Annotated in this window: 17 protein-coding genes; 8 read left to right on the top strand and 9 right to left on the bottom strand. The window is 29.2% G+C overall.

Features of this window, described 5'->3' with window-relative positions; translation table 11 throughout:
* Positions 1-57: 57 nt before the first annotated feature.
* Entirely contained in the window at positions 58-591 is a 534-nt protein-coding gene (locus BTO04_RS10295; protein ID WP_087564416.1) for a TrmH family RNA methyltransferase, read from the bottom strand.
* A 112-nt stretch (positions 592-703) separates the two neighbouring features.
* Here BTO04_RS10295 and mutS point away from each other — a divergent pair, with 112 nt between their 5' ends.
* From mutS to BTO04_RS10280, 3 genes are all read left to right on the top strand, one after another.
* Positions 704-3,313 carry a DNA mismatch repair protein MutS gene (mutS, locus tag BTO04_RS10290; RefSeq protein ID WP_087564415.1) on the top strand — a complete coding sequence of 870 codons (2,610 nt, stop codon included), beginning with the start codon at positions 704-706 and terminating at the stop codon, positions 3,311-3,313.
* Positions 3,313-3,777 carry an RNA methyltransferase gene (locus tag BTO04_RS10285; protein ID WP_087564414.1) on the top strand — a complete coding sequence of 155 codons (465 nt, stop codon included), beginning with the start codon at positions 3,313-3,315 and terminating at the stop codon, positions 3,775-3,777. Before mutS ends, BTO04_RS10285 begins: the two co-directional genes overlap by 1 nt.
* Before the next feature lie 511 nt (positions 3,778-4,288).
* Entirely contained in the window at positions 4,289-4,570 is a 282-nt protein-coding gene (locus BTO04_RS10280; RefSeq protein WP_087564413.1) for a twin-arginine translocase TatA/TatE family subunit, read from the top strand.
* 64 nt (positions 4,571-4,634) lie between these two features.
* On the opposite strand, the gene BTO04_RS10275 is transcribed toward BTO04_RS10280, so the two are convergent.
* From BTO04_RS10275 to BTO04_RS10260, 4 genes are all read right to left on the bottom strand, one after another.
* Complete coding sequence (locus BTO04_RS10275; protein ID WP_087564412.1) at positions 4,635-5,276, bottom strand: O-methyltransferase; 642 nt, start codon at positions 5,274-5,276, stop codon at positions 4,635-4,637.
* A gap of 115 nt (positions 5,277-5,391) precedes the next feature.
* Complete coding sequence (locus BTO04_RS10270) at positions 5,392-5,655, bottom strand: hypothetical protein (RefSeq protein WP_087564411.1); 264 nt, start codon at positions 5,653-5,655, stop codon at positions 5,392-5,394.
* A 3-nt stretch (positions 5,656-5,658) separates the two neighbouring features.
* Positions 5,659-6,228 carry a sigma-70 family RNA polymerase sigma factor gene (locus BTO04_RS10265; protein WP_087564410.1) on the bottom strand — a complete coding sequence of 190 codons (570 nt, stop codon included), beginning with the start codon at positions 6,226-6,228 and terminating at the stop codon, positions 5,659-5,661.
* 27 nt (positions 6,229-6,255) lie between these two features.
* Complete coding sequence (locus BTO04_RS10260; protein WP_087564409.1) at positions 6,256-6,735, bottom strand: nuclear transport factor 2 family protein; 480 nt, start codon at positions 6,733-6,735, stop codon at positions 6,256-6,258.
* A 135-nt stretch (positions 6,736-6,870) separates the two neighbouring features.
* Between BTO04_RS10260 and panB the strand changes: the two genes are divergently transcribed.
* The 5 genes from panB (at position 6,871) to BTO04_RS10235 (ending at position 10,344) form a co-directional block, all read left to right on the top strand.
* Entirely contained in the window at positions 6,871-7,689 is an 819-nt protein-coding gene (gene panB / locus BTO04_RS10255) for a 3-methyl-2-oxobutanoate hydroxymethyltransferase (RefSeq protein ID WP_087564408.1), read from the top strand.
* Between the two features lie 106 nt (positions 7,690-7,795).
* Positions 7,796-8,734, top strand: coding sequence for a 2-hydroxyacid dehydrogenase (locus BTO04_RS10250; protein ID WP_087564407.1), 939 nt, complete (start codon positions 7,796-7,798; stop codon positions 8,732-8,734).
* 162 nt (positions 8,735-8,896) lie between these two features.
* Positions 8,897-9,184 carry a hypothetical protein gene (locus BTO04_RS10245; RefSeq protein WP_368356224.1) on the top strand — a complete coding sequence of 96 codons (288 nt, stop codon included), beginning with the start codon at positions 8,897-8,899 and terminating at the stop codon, positions 9,182-9,184.
* A 423-nt stretch (positions 9,185-9,607) separates the two neighbouring features.
* Complete coding sequence (locus BTO04_RS10240) at positions 9,608-9,934, top strand: hypothetical protein (RefSeq protein ID WP_087564406.1); 327 nt, start codon at positions 9,608-9,610, stop codon at positions 9,932-9,934.
* 11 nt (positions 9,935-9,945) lie between these two features.
* Positions 9,946-10,344, top strand: coding sequence for a DoxX family protein (locus BTO04_RS10235; protein ID WP_087564405.1), 399 nt, complete (start codon positions 9,946-9,948; stop codon positions 10,342-10,344).
* Between the two features lie 143 nt (positions 10,345-10,487).
* Here BTO04_RS10235 and BTO04_RS10230 read toward each other — a convergent pair whose 3' ends face one another.
* The 4 genes from BTO04_RS10230 to BTO04_RS10215 are packed head-to-tail and all read right to left on the bottom strand — an operon-like array spanning position 10,488 to position 17,141.
* Positions 10,488-11,345 (bottom strand): class I SAM-dependent methyltransferase, encoded by an 858-nt coding sequence (locus tag BTO04_RS10230; protein WP_087564404.1) that lies wholly within the window; start codon positions 11,343-11,345, stop codon positions 10,488-10,490.
* Positions 11,346-11,401: 56 nt separating this feature from the next.
* Positions 11,402-13,279 carry a tRNA uridine-5-carboxymethylaminomethyl(34) synthesis enzyme MnmG gene (mnmG, locus tag BTO04_RS10225; RefSeq protein WP_087564403.1) on the bottom strand — a complete coding sequence of 626 codons (1,878 nt, stop codon included), beginning with the start codon at positions 13,277-13,279 and terminating at the stop codon, positions 11,402-11,404.
* Between the two features lie 44 nt (positions 13,280-13,323).
* Positions 13,324-13,737, bottom strand: coding sequence for an rRNA maturation RNase YbeY (ybeY, locus tag BTO04_RS10220; RefSeq protein WP_087564402.1), 414 nt, complete (start codon positions 13,735-13,737; stop codon positions 13,324-13,326).
* Entirely contained in the window at positions 13,734-17,141 is a 3,408-nt protein-coding gene (locus BTO04_RS10215; protein WP_087564401.1) for a DUF4175 family protein, read from the bottom strand. Before BTO04_RS10215 ends, ybeY begins: the two co-directional genes overlap by 4 nt.
* Between the last annotated feature and the right edge of the window lie 17 nt (positions 17,142-17,158).

The raw sequence follows: 17,158 nt of genomic DNA, 5'->3' as shown, positions 1-17,158 counted from the left end.
ATTCATTCCTAACTATTTTTTTGTTTAATATCTTAAAATAGAGTTTTAGAATTAAAACTATAATATATTCATTTTCTGAAATAAATCCCACAAAACAACCCCTGTTGTAACAGAAATATTTAAAGAGTGTTTTGTACCTAATTGTGGTATTTCAATACACAAGTCAGACGCATTTACAACTTCTTGCTGCACACCTTTTACCTCATTACCCATAACAATTGCATATTTTTCATCTTTCTTAGGATAAAAGTTATTCAATTTTGTGCTGTTTTCTGCTTGTTCAATAGCCAATACTTTCACTTTTTCTTTCTTTAATTTTTCAACTAAAGTAAATGTATCTTCAACATATTCCCAAGCTACAGATTCTGTTGCTCCTAAGGCAGTTTTATGAATGTCTTTATTTGGTGGTGTTGCCGTAATTCCGCAGAGGTAAATTTTTTCAATCAAAAAAGCATCAGAAGTTCTAAAAACAGAACCAATATTATTTAAACTTCTAATATTGTCTAAAACTACAATTAAAGGTGTTTTTTTTGTAGTTTTAAATTCATCAACTGTAATTCTTCCTAACTCGTTATTCTTTAATTTCCTCATAATTCAGTTTTCAATTGGCAGTAACAGTCAACAGTAAAAAACTGGTTTCCTGAATACTGAATACTGCCTACTTTTTGTAACTTCGCAAAACTAACTGAAAATTTTCAAAAACTTGGCAAAATCAACCGCTAAAAAGGTAACTCCGTTAATGAAACAATACAATGCAATTAAGGTGAGATATCCTGATGCAATGTTACTTTTTCGTGTTGGAGATTTCTATGAAACCTTTGGTGAAGATGCTAAAAAAGCGGCTGGAGTTTTAGGAATTACACTCACAAAACGTGGAGCAGGAAGTGAAACAGAAACAGCTTTAGCTGGTTTTCCATATCATTCTTTAAACACCTATTTACCTAAGTTAGTAAAAGCCGGAATGCGTGTTGCTATTTGCGATCAATTGGAAGATCCAAAAATGACAAAAACCATTGTAAAACGTGGTGTTACAGAATTAGTAACTCCTGGGGTTTCATTAAATGACGAAGTTTTACAAACCAAAACCAATAATTTTTTAGCTGCTGTTCATTTTGATAAAAATCAACTCGGAATTTCATTTCTTGATGTTTCTACAGGAGAATATTTGGTGGCGCAAGGAAATGCAGAATACATAGATAAACTGTTGCAAAACTTTAGTCCGAGTGAAGTTTTAGTCCAAAAACAACACAAACAACAATTTTTAGAATTATTTGAAAACCGATATTACACCTTTTATTTAGACGATTGGATTTTTCAAAAGGAATATGCAAACGAAACTTTACAGAATCATTTTGAAGTAAAAAGTTTAAAAGGTTTTGGAATTCAGGATTTAAAACACGGAATTATAGCCGCTGGTGCTGTGATGTATTATTTGTCTGAAACGCAACACAATCAGCTAAAACACATACAATCTATTAGCAGAATTGCTGAAGATAATTATGTTTGGATGGATCGTTTTACGGTTCGGAATTTAGAGCTTTACAATCCGAATTCTATTAATGCAGTTACGCTGTTAGATGTAATTGATAAAACTATTTCGCCAATGGGTGGACGTTTATTAAAACGTTGGTTGGCGCTTCCTTTAAAAAATATTGACGAGATTAAAAATCGTCATGAATTGGTAAAGTTTTTTATAGATTCTGATGATTTTTCTCAGACGGTAACCTATCAATTAAAACAAATATCCGATTTAGAAAGATTGATTTCTAAAGTAGCAACCGGTAAAGCTTCACCAAGAGAAATTGTCTTATTAAAAGACTCTTTAAAGGCGATTTTACCGATAAAATCATCCGCAGAAAGTAGCAAAAACGCTACTGTTAAGGGATTAGGAAATCAATTGCATAATTGCAACGAATTAATTAAAAAAATTAATGAAACCCTGTTTAATGATGCGCCTGTAAACATTAATAAAGGAAATGCAATTGCTACTGGCGTTCATCAAGAATTAGACGATTTACGTACAATTTCTAACTCTGGAAAAGAGTACTTAGATAACATGCTAAAGCGTGAAATTGAAAGAACAGGAATTACAAGTTTAAAGATTTCGTTCAACAACGTTTTTGGGTATTATATTGAAGTTAGAAACTCTCACAAAGACAAAGTTCCTGGAGAATGGATTCGTAAACAAACGTTGGTAAATGCAGAGCGTTATATTACGGAAGAACTTAAAGAATACGAAACAAAGATTTTAGGTGCTGAAGAGAAAATAGCAAAACTAGAACAAGAAATATTTTCTAAATTATTACAATATATCATTCAATATGTACAAATTGTGCAAGAAAATGCGCAAATTATTGCAAAAATTGACTGTTTATTGTCTTTTTCTGTTTTAGCGATTGATAACAACTATGTACGTCCGATTATGGATGAAAGTACCGATTTAGATATTAAAAACGGAAGACATCCTGTTATTGAAAAACAGTTGCCAATAGATCAAACTTATATTGCAAATGATGTTGTTTTAAACAGAAATCAGCAACAAATAATTATGATTACTGGACCAAATATGTCTGGTAAATCCGCAATTTTAAGACAAACAGCATTGATTGTTTTATTAGCACAAATGGGAAGTTATGTGCCTGCTCAAAATGCAAAAATTGGTATTGTAGATAAGATTTTTACGCGTGTTGGCGCAAGTGATAATATTTCTATGGGCGAATCTACTTTTATGGTAGAAATGAATGAAACCGCCTCTATTCTAAATAACCTTTCTGAGCGTAGTTTAGTTTTATTAGATGAAATTGGTCGTGGAACTTCTACTTATGACGGAATTTCTATTGCTTGGGCTATTTCTGAGTTCTTACATGAACATCCTTCTAAAGCAAAAACATTGTTTGCAACGCATTATCATGAATTGAATGAAATGACCGCTACTTTTGAGCGTATTAAAAACTTTAATGTGTCTGTAAAAGAGTTAAAAGACACTATTATTTTCTTACGTAAATTGGTTTCTGGAGGTTCTAATCATAGTTTTGGAATTCATGTAGCAAAACTTGCTGGAATGCCAAATATGGTGATTCATAGAGCTAATAAAATATTAGCGAAATTAGAAAAAAACAATAAAAGTGCAGAAGTTAAAGACGTTTTAAAACAAACGCAACATGAAGAAATGCAACTCAGCTTTTTTCAATTAGACGATCCCTTACTAGAAAACATTAAAGAAGAAATTCTTGCTACCAATATTGATACATTAACACCAATTGAGGCATTAATGAAATTGAATGAAATTAAGCGTATGTTGATTAAAAATTAATGGTAAACAATTTAGAACAAGGTTTTTTCGGAATTGGAATTCAGAATGGAAAAACACCTGAAAATTTAGGTGTATTATGGCGTTCTGCACAAAATATGGGCGCTAGTTTTATTTTTACCATTGGCAATCGCTATGCAAAACAAGCTTGCGATACTCACAAAGCTATTGGTGCAATGCCTTATTTTCATTACGATACTTTTAACGATTTCTTTAACAATCTTCCTAAAGGAGCGATGTTAGTTGGTGTAGAATTAGATGAAAAAGCAGCACAATTAGAAACTTTCGTGCACCCTAAACGTTGTGTTTATCTATTAGGCGCAGAGGATCATGGATTGTCTAATACAGCAATTGAAAAATCACATCATTTAGTGAAATTTAAATCTGAGTTGAGTTTAAACGTATCCGTTGCAGGAAGCATCATTATGTATGATAGACAAGCAAAATTAAATTTTAAGGTTTCATAAAATAAAGTGCCTTGTCTTGAAATACAACTATGGGTTAAAATTGATTTGAACTGTATTTAAATATACCCGATTTGGTGTTTTATAGTCTAAAAGATAGATGCAATAGAATAGAGTTTATAAAGTTCACTCTTGGTGTATTTTTCAGTACTAAGTTCGGTTAAAATTTTTAATTTAAAAGGTTCACTGTAACGTCTAATTACTTTGTCATTTGTGTACATAATATTTAAAATTATGTAGCCATTATTCTGGACGGGGCAGTATGAAGCACATCGGTATATATAAAAACAAATAGTTGTTTTATCCGTTTATTTTAAAGGATACTTATAATCCAAAGATAGCGAGAAAAAGTACCGTTGTCAATCCTTGAAAACACTTAAATTTTCTTCTAACAGAAAACCTTTAAAAACCTCACTTTTTCCCGTGAAGGAAAAAATAAATTTAAGAAACAATTTTAATGCTTTGATAAAAAATAAGCGTATGTTGATTAAAAAGTAATTACCTTTGCATTAGTATGAATACAACTTTTTTATTTATTAGTGGTCCAGAAATTATGATTATCATGTTAATTGTGGTGATGGTTTTTGGTGCAGATAAGATTCCTGAAATTGCCAGAGGTTTAGGTAAAGGATTGCGTCAAGTAAAAGACGCTACAAATGATATTAAGAAAGAAATAAACGAAAGTTCTCAAAAACACGGAATTGATACGGATATTTCTAAAGACATTAAGAACGAAGTGTCTAAAGTAAAAGATAATATTGATGATCTTACAGGACCTATAAAAAGGCAATTGTAAACTAATAATTCTTTTCTAAAAGTTTAAATTCCTGCCTTGTCTGCAATGACAATTGTTTACAAAACTACTTTACTCTACTAATTGTTAATCCATCTCTAATTGGCAATAAAACAGTTTCTATTCTAGCATCAGAATTTAGTAGTTTATTGTATTCTAAAAGTACTTTTGTGTCTTTATCTTTTGGATCTAATTCTTCTACTACTTTTCCACTCCAAAGCACATTATCAGACAAAATAATTCCGCCAGGATTCATTTTATCAATAATTAAATGAAAATAATTTATGTAGTTAGATTTATCTGCATCAATAAAAACTAAATCAAATTTTTCATCAATAGTAGGTATTATTTCTATCGCATTTCCAACAAATTGTTCTATCTGATTTCTATGTCCAGATTTCTCAAAATACTTGTTCTGTAACGGTTCTAACTCTTCGTTTTTATCAATTGTAACTATTTTTCCTTCAGATACCAAACCTTCTGCTAAACATAAAGCAGAATAACCCGTATAGGTTCCTATTTCTAAAATGGTTTTTGGTTGAACTAACTTAGCAATCATAGATAAAATTCGTCCTTGAAAAGCGCCACTTAACATTCTTGGGTTTAATACCTTTTGCCAAGTTTCCTTACTTAACTCTTGTAAAATTTTTGGTTCTTGTTGCGAGTGTTCTACAACATAAGTATCTATCTTTTCTGGTAAAAAATGCATGGAATTTTATTTGCTTCAAAAGTACAAAAAAACGGAATTTATATTTCTATAAATTCCGTTTCAATCTAACAAAAAATCAAAAACTGTAGTTTTTACAAAAACTACAAAAAATTATTTATGACGCTGTTTTATCTAAATTTATTTTAATTTCTTCTTTTTCTTCTTTACTTAAACAGTGTATTCTTTCTTTGCAGTTTGTTGCTTCTTTTTTAAAGAAACGAGATAAAGTAATGTTCTGTTTTGTGTATAATAAACATATTCTACATTTTAAAAAATGAATATTTAATTTCACTTTTTCTGAAAATGTTGCTTCACCATATTGATTTTTATCACATATAGTTGTTGCTTGATCACAAGTTATATTTAATTTTTTAAACATCTGTTAATTTTTAAACCAATTATCTTCCATACACTTTCTTAATTGCGTTCTTGCTCTATGAATAATTACCCATAAATTTGACGCAGTGATGTCTAGTTCCTTACAGATTTCTTCTGTTTCAAATTCTTGAATAGTTTTCATTCTAAAAACCATTGCATATTTTTCTGGTAATTTACTTATACAAAGCTCTAACTGGCTTTTTAATTCTTCGTTTTCAATGTCTTTTTCAGATTGATTATCCCAACTTTGTGGAACTCTTTCTTCTATCCAACTCCCTTCATTTTCTCCATTATCATAGAAATTCATTCGAACTTCAGCTTGCCCTTTTTTAGAATTTATTTTTCTATAATGATCAATAATTTTCCTTTTTAAAATAGAAACTAACCAAGTTCTTTCTGTAGATTTTCCTTGAAAATTTTTCGCAGATTTTAATCCTGCAAAAAAAGTGTCTTGTACTAAATCTTTTGCCAAATCAGCATCATTAACTCTAACCACAGTATAATTATATAAATAATCTGCGTAAGAATCAATCCATTTATTAGAATCTATTTTATGTATTACAGTTTCTGACATTCTCAATTTTAAAAAACCAAATATAGGCTATTTTTTATCCTTTAAATAGGTGCAATTTTCTCTTCTTCTCATATCTACCAAATAAATAATTTCCCATTTGCCATTATTATTAAAAAGCTGAAAAGAGTTTGCACCACAATGACTAAAATTTCCATTGTAATAAAACTCATAAGGTGTCCAAACTGAAGCTAGGTTCCCATCAATTTTAATGGCGTAAGAAAGTATTTTTTCTAAATAAATATCTATTGGTTTTTTATTCGAAACTGCTTTTAACAACTGCTCTCTTGTTTCCGTTTTTAACACCTTTTTACCTTCTTTATTTGTATTTGTTGTTTGAATTTTTATGTCTTTATGAAGTGTTGCCTTCATAATTGTAGTGTCTCCTTTGTGTAATCCATCAAAAAAAGTTTTAATGGTTTGTTTTATTAACTGTTCTTCTGTTTTTTCTTGAGCTACAATTGTTACTGAAAATAGCCCCGCAATTAGTAAAAGAATAATTCTTGACATAATAAATGGATTTTAAAATCTTAAAACTATATAATTTAGAATTGGTATAAAATAAAACACTTCTAATTAACTAAAAATTAACTCGTTTAAAATAGTTCTATATTTATTACTTTTACCAAATTCAAAATAACAAATATGTCTGTAGCAAAAAAAGAATATAAGAGAGTTACCGTAAAATCTTTGGTAGACATGAAGTCTAACGGAGAAAAAATTTCTATGTTAACTGCTTATGATTATACCATGGCTAAAATTGTTGATGGAGCAGGAATTGACGTAATACTTGTGGGTGATTCTGCTTCTAATGTAATGGCGGGTCATGAAACAACTTTACCAATAACTTTAGATCAAATGATTTATCATGCAAGTTCTGTGGTAAGAGCAATAGACCGCTGTTTGGTTGTTGTAGATTTACCTTTTGGTAGTTATCAGTCTGACCCAAAAGAAGCATTACGTTCTGCAATTAGAATTATGAAAGAAAGTGGTGGACATTCAATTAAATTAGAAGGAGGAAGAGAGATTAAAGAATCAATTAAACGTATTTTAAATGCGGGTATTCCTGTAATGGGACATTTAGGTTTAACGCCTCAATCTATCTATAAATTTGGTACGTATACTGTAAGAGCAAAGGAAGAAGAGGAAGCAGAAAAATTAATGGAAGACGCATTAATGTTAGAAAGAATTGGATGTTTTGCAATTGTTTTAGAAAAAGTTCCTGCAAAATTAGCTCAAAAAGTAGCAGAAAGTATTTCAATTCCTGTAATTGGAATTGGTGCTGGAAATGGTGTTGATGGGCAAGTTTTAGTCACGCATGATATGATAGGAATGACACATGAATTTAATCCTCGTTTTTTACGTAGATATTTAGATTTATATAAAGACATGACGGGTGCTTTTGAAACCTATATTAATGATGTAAAAAGTGGCGATTTCCCAAGTGATAAAGAGCAGTATTAAAAGCCCATCCTAACCTTACCAAAGGGAAGGAATTTGTTACAGAGAAATTAAATAAACAGCAAACATATTTTGACTATGTTTCTATGTGGTAAAATAAATATTACAAATGAAAATCCTTCACTTAGACACAAACCATCCTCTTTTACTTAAACAACTCTGCGAGTTGGGTTTTATTAATGATGAAGATTATACTTCTTCAAAATCTGAAATTGAAGATAAAATTCATTTTTACGATGGTTTTATAATTAGAAGTCGTTTTTCTATTGATAAAAAATTTATTGACAAAGCAACAAACCTTAAATTTATTGGACGCGTTGGTGCTGGTTTAGAAAACATAGATTGTGATTATGCCGCAACTAAAAATATAGAATTAATTGCTGCGCCAGAAGGAAATAGAAGTGCAGTTGGGGAACATTCTTTAGCCCTGTTATTATCACTTTTTAACAAACTAAACAAAGCTGATAAAGAAGTTAGAAATGGAAAATGGTTGCGTGAAGAAAATCGCGGAATTGAACTCGATGGAAAAACTGTTGGTTTAATTGGCTATGGAAATATGGGGAAATCTTTTGCTAAAAAACTTCGAGGATTTGATGTAAAAGCAATTTGTTATGATATAAAACCAAATGTTGGCGATGAAAATTGCACACAAGTTTCTTTAACTGAATTACAAGAAAAAGCAGAAGTTGTAAGTTTACACACACCACAAACTGTACTCACACAAAATATGATAAATTCTGATTTTATAAAGAATTTTAAAAAGAATTTTTGGTTGATAAATACTGCCCGTGGAAAATCTGTTGTTACAAAAGATGTAGTTGAAGCTTTAAAATCAGGTAAGATTTTAGGAGCTGGTTTAGATGTCTTAGAATATGAAAAATCATCTTTTGAAAACCTTTTCTCTGAAGATAAAATGCCAGACGCATTCAAATATTTAATCAATTCAGAAAATGTACTTTTATCTCCACATGTTGCAGGTTGGACAATTGAAAGCAAAGAGAAATTAGCACAAACAATTGTTGATAAAATAAAAGCAAAATTTTGTTAAGCTGTAATCATCACATTTTGATGTTATGCAGTACAAAGAAATTTCACCTATAAAAAATAAATTAGTCAAGATCCAGAAGAGCGTAAAAACGCGATAAAAAAACTTCAGACAACAATTAAAGAGAACTTACCAAAAAAATTTGAAAAAGGTATTTAATATAAAATGATTGGGCAGTATAATTCCAATTCTATTTATTCAGATGGATATCATTACAATCCACAAGAACCTTTGTATTTTATGAGTTTTGCATCACAAAAAAACTCCATAAATTTATATCATAGTGGTATTTATGAAATGCTAAAAATTTACGATTGGTTTGTAAATGAAGATCCAAAACATTGTTTTAGAAAATTAGATATAGGAAAAAGCTGTATTTGTTATAAAAAAATGGAGGATATTTCTTTTAATCTTATTGCAGAATTATCAAAAAAAAATACTGTAAAAGAATGAATAGCTATTTACGGAACGAACTCCAAAAAGAAATAAAAAATAAAATAATAGAGTAACAGTAATTGGTTGTTTATTTTTTAAATTTGATGTTTGAAAAGAATTAAAGGATGCTATAAAAATCACTCAGGTTTTAATACAGATAATTGAGGTTCACCTTTTTGGGAAAGATAAAAATATATAGAAAGATTCAATTCAATCGAGTGCGTTTCTAAAAGACACCAACTATTTTGAACCTTCAAAAAAAGACTTTATGTCTAATTATAGAGTTGAAAACTAAGTAGGATTATTTAGAAGAACTAAAATATAAGAGTTTGATTATAAGCAATCTGTATAGGTATTAGACAACTAAGGAACAAAGTAGTGCTTTGTAAAACTATATATAAAGCATTTAAATACACATAACTACCAAAAAATAAATACTTTATGGCAGAAAAAAATATATTAGAAAAAAAAGAACCACAGAAGTCTCTTTCAGATGAAGTAAAACAAAAAGCAGCTGAGTTTAAAGAGGAAGCAAAAGAGGTTTTGGAAAGTACTAAAGAAAAAATAAACGCAACTTTATCAGATGAAAATATAGAAAATGTAAAAGATAAAGTTGAAAAATATAGGGAGGTTACAAAAGAAAAAGCAACAGAATTAGCGGGAGAAGCAGCAGAACATATTGCTGATTTCGCTGATGAAGCAAAAGAAGATATTAAAGAAGTAAAAGGAAAAGCGAAAAACTTTTTTCAACGTTTAATTAAAAAATAAAAACAAGCCATATGAAATTACTATCAAATTATCCCGCAGAAATTCTAATATTACTTTTTTTAATTGTTACTTTTTTACAATCCAGTATTGATAAAGTATTAGACTGGAAAGGAAATGTTTCTTTTATTAAAAATCATTTTAAAAACTCTCCTCTCAAAAATAGTGTTCCTTTATTATTAGCCGTTATTTTATTTTTAGAATTTTTTGCTGGAGCCATAATGGTTGTTGGTGTTTATCAACTTTATACTTTAGGAACAAAAGAAATTGCTTTATTAGGAATAGCGCTTTCTGCTATCGTTTTAATATTTTTACTTATAGGTCAACGATTGGCAAAAGATTATGCAGGAGCAATGTCTTTAGCCGTCTATTTTATTATTACAGTCTTTGGTGTATTTTTATTAAATAATTAAAAATTATAGTAAAAATAAAATCAATAAATATTATTTATTAAAAAACCCCTTAAAACTTTCGTTTTAAGGGGTTTTTATTTATTCTTAAACAAAGTATATGTTTTAAAGCTAAAAACTAACTCAAACAATCTCTAAATGCCTATTTACTTGTTTTTAAGAATATAAATCAAAGAAGAATACTCAGAAGATTTTCTTGCTTTAAAATTTGATAAGAAACCACGATATAAGGAAGAAAACGGTTTCATTTTACCGGACTTATATTTTTCACTTAATAAAGAAACATAATAAGAATCAAATTTCATTGGTAGTGTTTTTTCAACAATCATATTTTCTTCTAAAAATAATTTTTTAATTGACGTTTGTGAAAAGTGCCAAATATGTCTTGGCACATCAAAAGCAGCCCAATATTCTTTATAATAGTTCGCATCATAACTTTTAAAATTAGGAACTGCAATTATTAATATTCCGTTTTCTTTTAGAAGTTTTTTTAGTGTAGAAATATATTTAGTTAAGTTTTCTACATGTTCTAAAACATGCCAAAGAGAAATTACATCGAATGTTTTGTTTTGTATGTTTTCTAATTTTTCTAATAGAATAATATTCTTTTTTTCTGCAATAGTTCTCGCCGCAGAATTTGGTTCTACACCAAAAGTAGTCCAACCATTCGTTTTACAAACTTTTAAAAAATCTCCCGTTCCTGCACCAACATCTAAAATGCTTTTACCTTCCGTATTAAAAGAATTGATTAAAGCTAATTTTTTATTTAAAGTATAACTTCTTACTTTTTGATACACTTTATTAAAGAGTGTTTTTTTACTATCTGTATGAGAAATATAATCTTCACTTTTATAATAATTTTCTAAATCTAAAGGAATTGGCGAAGTAACTAACATCTCATATTTTTTATTGAGCATTACTTCATAACTTTCTTTAGAAACTGAATAATCTTTACAGTTTAAAAAAGGTTCTAATCTTTTAAAAAACTCTTTTTCTTTCCCCATTATTTTTATTTTCAAGCAAATGTTCCACGAGGAACATTTTAATAATTTAATTCTTTTTACCTACCCATAAAAACAAGAAGTACTGAAATATCACTTGGGGAAACGCCACTAATTCTGCTTGCTTGTGATATTGATGTTGGTTGAATTTTACTTAATTTCTCTCTTGCTTCGTAAGAAAGAGATTGCACTTTATGATAATTAAATTTAGAAGGAATCATAACACTTTCTAACCTATTTAATTTATCTGCATTGTTCTTTTCTTTATCAATATAACCAGAGTATTTTAAATGAATTTCTGCTTGCTCTATGACCTCTTTATCAATTGAATTATCTTCTACAAAATCACTTAATTTTTTAACATTCTTAAAATCAGAAAAAGACAATTGTGGTCTAGCTGCAATTTTAAAAAGCTTCATAGATTGAGTAATTAAAGCCAAACCTTTAGCTTCTAAAATAGGGTTTATTTCTTCTTTACGAACACTAGTTTCATTCAAAAATTTAATTAGTAAATCTGTTTTACGTTGCTTCTCTATAACTCTTTCCAATCTTTCTTTTGAAGCTAAACCCAATTTAAAAGCTAATGGAGTTAATCTTAAATCTGCATTATCTTGTCTTAACAGCGTTCTATATTCTGCTCGAGAAGTAAACATTCTATATGGTTCTTCTGTACCTTTTGTAATTAAATCGTCTATTAAAACACCAATGTAAGCCTCATTTCTTTTTAGAACAAAAGGCTCTTTTTCTTGCACTTTTAAGGCCGCATTTACACCAGCCATTAACCCTTGTGCAGCAGCTTCTTCATAACCTGTTGTTCCGTTAATCTGACCTGCAAAAAATAAGTTTTCAATTAACTTTGTTTCTAAAGAATGTTTTAATTGTGTTGGCTGAAAGAAATCATACTCTATCGCGTAACCATATCTTAAAAACTTTACATTTTCAAAACCTTCAACTGAGCGAATTGCTTTGTCTTGGATATCTTCTGGAAGAGAAGTTGAAAACCCATTTACATACATTTCAACGGTCGTCCAACCTTCTGGTTCTACGAAAATTTGATGCCTGTCTTTTGTTGCAAATCGATCAATTTTATCTTCAATTGAAGGACAGTATCTTGGACCCGTAGATTTAATTCTACCATTAAACATTGGTGATCTGTCAAAACCTTCGCGCAATGAATCATGCACGTTTAAATTAGTATATGTCAACCAACATGAACGTTGCTTTACTAGCGCTTTTGTGGTTGGTAAATAAGAAAACTTTTCTGTAAATTCATCACCAGGTTGTTCAATCATTTTAGAATAATCTAAAGAACGTCCATCAACTCTTGGTGGAGTTCCAGTTTTCATTCTACCAGATTCAAAACCTTTTTTAACTAATTCTTCTGTAATTCCAGTAGAAGCTCCTTCACCTGCTCTACCACCACCAAAACTTTTATTACCAATATGTATTAATCCGTTTAAAAAAGTGCCCGCCGTAATTATAACTGTTTTAGCTTTTATCTCTAAACCTAATACAGTTTTAACTCCAATAATTTTATCCCCATCAAACAACAAACCATTTACAGAATCTTGATAAAAATCTAAATTCTTAGTTTGTTCTAACATTGTTCTCCAGCATTCTGCAAATTGCATTCTATCTGATTGAACTCTTGGACTCCACATTGCAGGTCCCTTAGATTTATTCAGCATCTTAAACTGAATAGCTGTTTTATCAGTAACAATAGCACTGTAACCACCTAAAGCATCAATTTCTCTTACAATTTGTCCTTTTGCAATTCCTCCCATTGCAGGATTACAACTCATTTGAGCAATATTTTGTAAATTCATTGTGATTAACAAGGTATGTGCACCTAAGTTTGCACTTGCGGCAGCAGCTTCACTTCCTGCGTGACCTCCTCCTACTACTATAACATCATATGTTGTTGAAAATAAGCTCATTCTTTTATCGTTTCACGTGAAACTTTATTTTATTTAATTAAATATCAGATACTTAACAAGGATAAAGCATTGTTTTCTGCTTCTCTCATTGTATTTTTATCAGTATCAGTTTTATCTTTAAAGCCTGTATAATGTAAAACTCCATGAATCATTACTCGGTGCAGTTCTTCTTCAAAAGAGACATTAAAATCCTTTGCGTTATCTTCTACTCTTTCAACGGAAATATAAATATCTCCATTAATCAACTTCCCTAAAGTAGTATCAAAACTTATTATATCTGTAAGAGTATCGTGTTGTAAAAATTCAACATTTAATTTATGAAGATAGGCATCATCACAAAAAATATAATTGATTTCTCCTAGTTCAAAATTATGATTTTCTACAACATTTTGAATCCAATTTTCTAAAGAAGTTTCATCTTTAAGTTGAAAAGAAGTTTCGTAATTAAATGTTATCATAATTGTTTTTTATCTGGTTCGGAAAAATATTCACGCACCTTACTTTTAAAATTTTGCTGCAAAGGTAATGATTGTCTGTTCAATATTTCGGTTTGATTATAAAACAACTTCTTAAATTTTATAGCTTTTAATTTATTTTTTTGAATCAATTGTAAATTAGTATTTGATTTACGCTTTTTATCTTTCCCTTGTTCTAAAGCAGCTTTATCTAATTTCAGTAATTCATAATTTAAACTTTGCATTTTTTGAAGCGTCCCAGCATTAAAACCTTTTTCAAGAATTTCGTTTTCTAATTGCTCCATCGTTTTCAAAGCTCTTTTAGCAGCAGCATTACCAACAGGATTGACTTTGTTTCCTTCTTTTATTGCTTTTTGTAATTGTTCTCTTAATTGGCTTTGTTGTTTATAAATCTCATATATTTCACCATCTAAATCATCATTAGGTTCTCCGTTACCTTCTCCTCCCTGTTTTCCATTTTCACCTGGTTTATCTCCATTTTCTCCAGGTTTCTTTCCGTTACCTTGTTTACCCTTTTCTCCTTTATCACCAGGTTTACCATTCTTGTCTAGCTTCTCTCCTTCTTTTCCTTTTCCTTTCTTTTGGCCTTTTTTTTGCCCTTCTTCTAATTTTTTAGCCAAGTCTCCTTGCTTTTGAATTAAATCTGGTAAACTAAAACCTTGCCCTTTTTTACCTTTTCCTTTGCCCATTTGCATAGACATGGAATTCTTCATACTATTTAAAATAGTACTTAAATAATCAGCTAAATTATTAACAGATGTCATAACATAACGTTGATTGGAAATACCATTAGAAAATCTATTTTCGGAAAAATTCTCTAAAGATTGGTGTAGATTATAATGGGCAGTAGATAAATCATCTTGAATTTTAGCTGATATTTTTGGTAAACGCATAGAAAGAACATACAAACTATCATCTATATGTTCAAAATAGGTTTTGATATTATTCTGATTTTTTAAGTCATTTCCAAAGTCTGGATGCGAAGTAGAAATAGCACTAAATTTATTCATTAGCCATTCTTGCTTAAAGGAAAAGACAATAAGATTTTCTAAAATTTTACGCAAATCATCCATATTTTCTTCAATGGACTCTCCATCCATTTCCATCATGGCTTGTTGCATTTTAGCGCTCATTTCTTTCATCTTTTCAGATGATTTTTTTTGATTCTTTTTAGCCTCTTTACTTTCTTTTTTGCTTAATTTGTCTTCAGACTTATTTAATTCTTCTGTAATCTCTTCTTTTTCATCTTCAACATCTGGAAGCTCCATTGGCTCTTTCAACTTCTCATTGTCTTTTGCTAGTTCTTCTAACTGTTTTTTTATTTGATTAAATTCTTTATTAATCTCTTTTTGGGCTTCTAAATTATCTTTCTCTTTATTGAAAAGCTCCTCTTGTTTTTTTGCTAATTCATCAATTTTAGTAGCAATTTGCATTGTCTTTTGTTCAACATAAAAACGTTTTGTCAGCTCTAAAATTCGTTCTAAACTTCGTTGTTGTTGTTTATTTTGCTGCGCTAATTCTTTGGCTTTTTTTAATAAGTCTTCCTTATTAATTTTCTTTGCCATTTTTTCAATTTCATCTAACAACTTTTGTTGTTTTTCTAACTTCTTTAATTCTTCAATACGTTTTTTTAGTTCTTCTTTTTTATTCTGAAGGTTTTCATTTTCTTCCTTTTTCTCATCAAGATTTTGTTGCAACTTATCTGTCTGACGTTGCATCATCTGTTTGTAATTATTCTGGCGTTTTATAAAATTTTGAAACTTCTTTTTATCACTCCAATTTAAATTCTTTTTATTCTGTAAATCATTTTTAATTTTCTCTAATTCTTTCTGTTCTTTGTTTTGTTGTTGAATAGAATTCTCTAAATTATTAATGGTGTTTTTTTGTTCTTGCAACAACTCCTCATCTACTTCTTCATTTGTTTTATTTCTATAATTAAAAACCTTACTCTTAGTTTTTTTATTACCATTTATAGCATCATTATCAAAAACCTGAAAAAACAGCTCATAATTTGTTCCAAGTTTAAGTGTTAATCCTTCAGGAAATTGATAGAAAAAAGTTTGAATATTTTCTTGTGTAATTTGTAAATCAAATGTTTTTTGAGCTTCAGGGTTTTGAGCATCATAATACACAAGTTGTAATTTTTTTAAACCATAATCATCAGAAATCTGTCCAGCAAATTGAGCTGTTCCACGTGAAATACTATCAATATCTGAAGTCACAGAAATTAATGGATTATCATCTTTTACAACATCAACAGTAAATTGTAAATTCTCGTAATCCTGTAAATTTTTATTAGAGGATGATATTTGATAATTTAGAGGATTTTGGATACTTTTAGAAAACTGAAAGTCATTTTTAGAAATTTCTTTAAAGAGATTTCTTTTTTCATTATTAATAAAAGCCAAAGAATCTGTTTGACTCGTCTTAACATACCATGTAATTTTTGTTCCTTCAGGAACTGTAATATTTCCTGTATTCTTAATATTTTGGTTTCTTTTTCCAACATATTTTGGATACATTAATTGCATAGAAATATTTTTAATTGTTGGTGTTTTTATAACATTAATTGTATAATTAAGAGATTGAATTCCATTTGCTTCAAAGAAAAAATAGGTTGAATTATTTACTTCAGAAAATGTAAAACTAAATAGTCCATTTCCATTATTTTGTAAATAATATTGTTGATTATCAAAAGTAATTTTTGCTTCATTTGGTACTACACTTCCTTCTGTTTTAATAGAAACTGTAAAAGGGTTTCCTTGTATTACCTGTAAGTTAGCATTGGTAACAAAAAAAGTAAAAGGAGCTGGAGGATTGTAAGTTGTTCTATAATTTACAACACGCTCTAAACTTTCTTTAAAAATATTATTATTCCCTGACAATAAGGTAATTAACCAAATAAAAACAGGAATTACTGCATATTTTAAATACTTTCCATTATGTCTAAATTGAATTGCTTTTACAAACGGAATGGGTTGTAATTCTTTTGATTTCTGATGAATGCTTGCTAAAATTAGTTCCGAATGATCTGAAGTTTCATTTAATTGTAAAACGTTTAACAGCTTGTCTTCAACTTCAAGAAAATGACTACCTATAATTTTTGAAGAATCAATTAAAGAAATTCCTTTTCGTAAGCCAATTAATTTAAATATTGGGATAAAAATAAATCGGATTAATAGAAAAGCCTCAACTAGAATAAACAGCCAAAATAAAAGAGTTCTAGCTGTTGGTTTTAACCAAAAAAAATACTCTAAAAACAAGGTAAAAAATAAATATAGAAATCCTAAAGAGAGAAATAAAATTCCCCCTTTTATCAATTCATTTGTATAATATTTACGTGTAAATTGATGTAACTTCTTCTCTATTTCCTTAAATCCTTCCATAATTAACGAATAAAAGT

Source organism: Polaribacter sp. SA4-10 (assembly GCF_002163835.1).
Taxonomy (GTDB): Bacteria; Bacteroidota; Bacteroidia; order Flavobacteriales; family Flavobacteriaceae; genus Polaribacter.
Note: the sequence above shows the minus strand (reverse complement) of the source record. Positions and strands in the feature narration are given on the sequence as shown.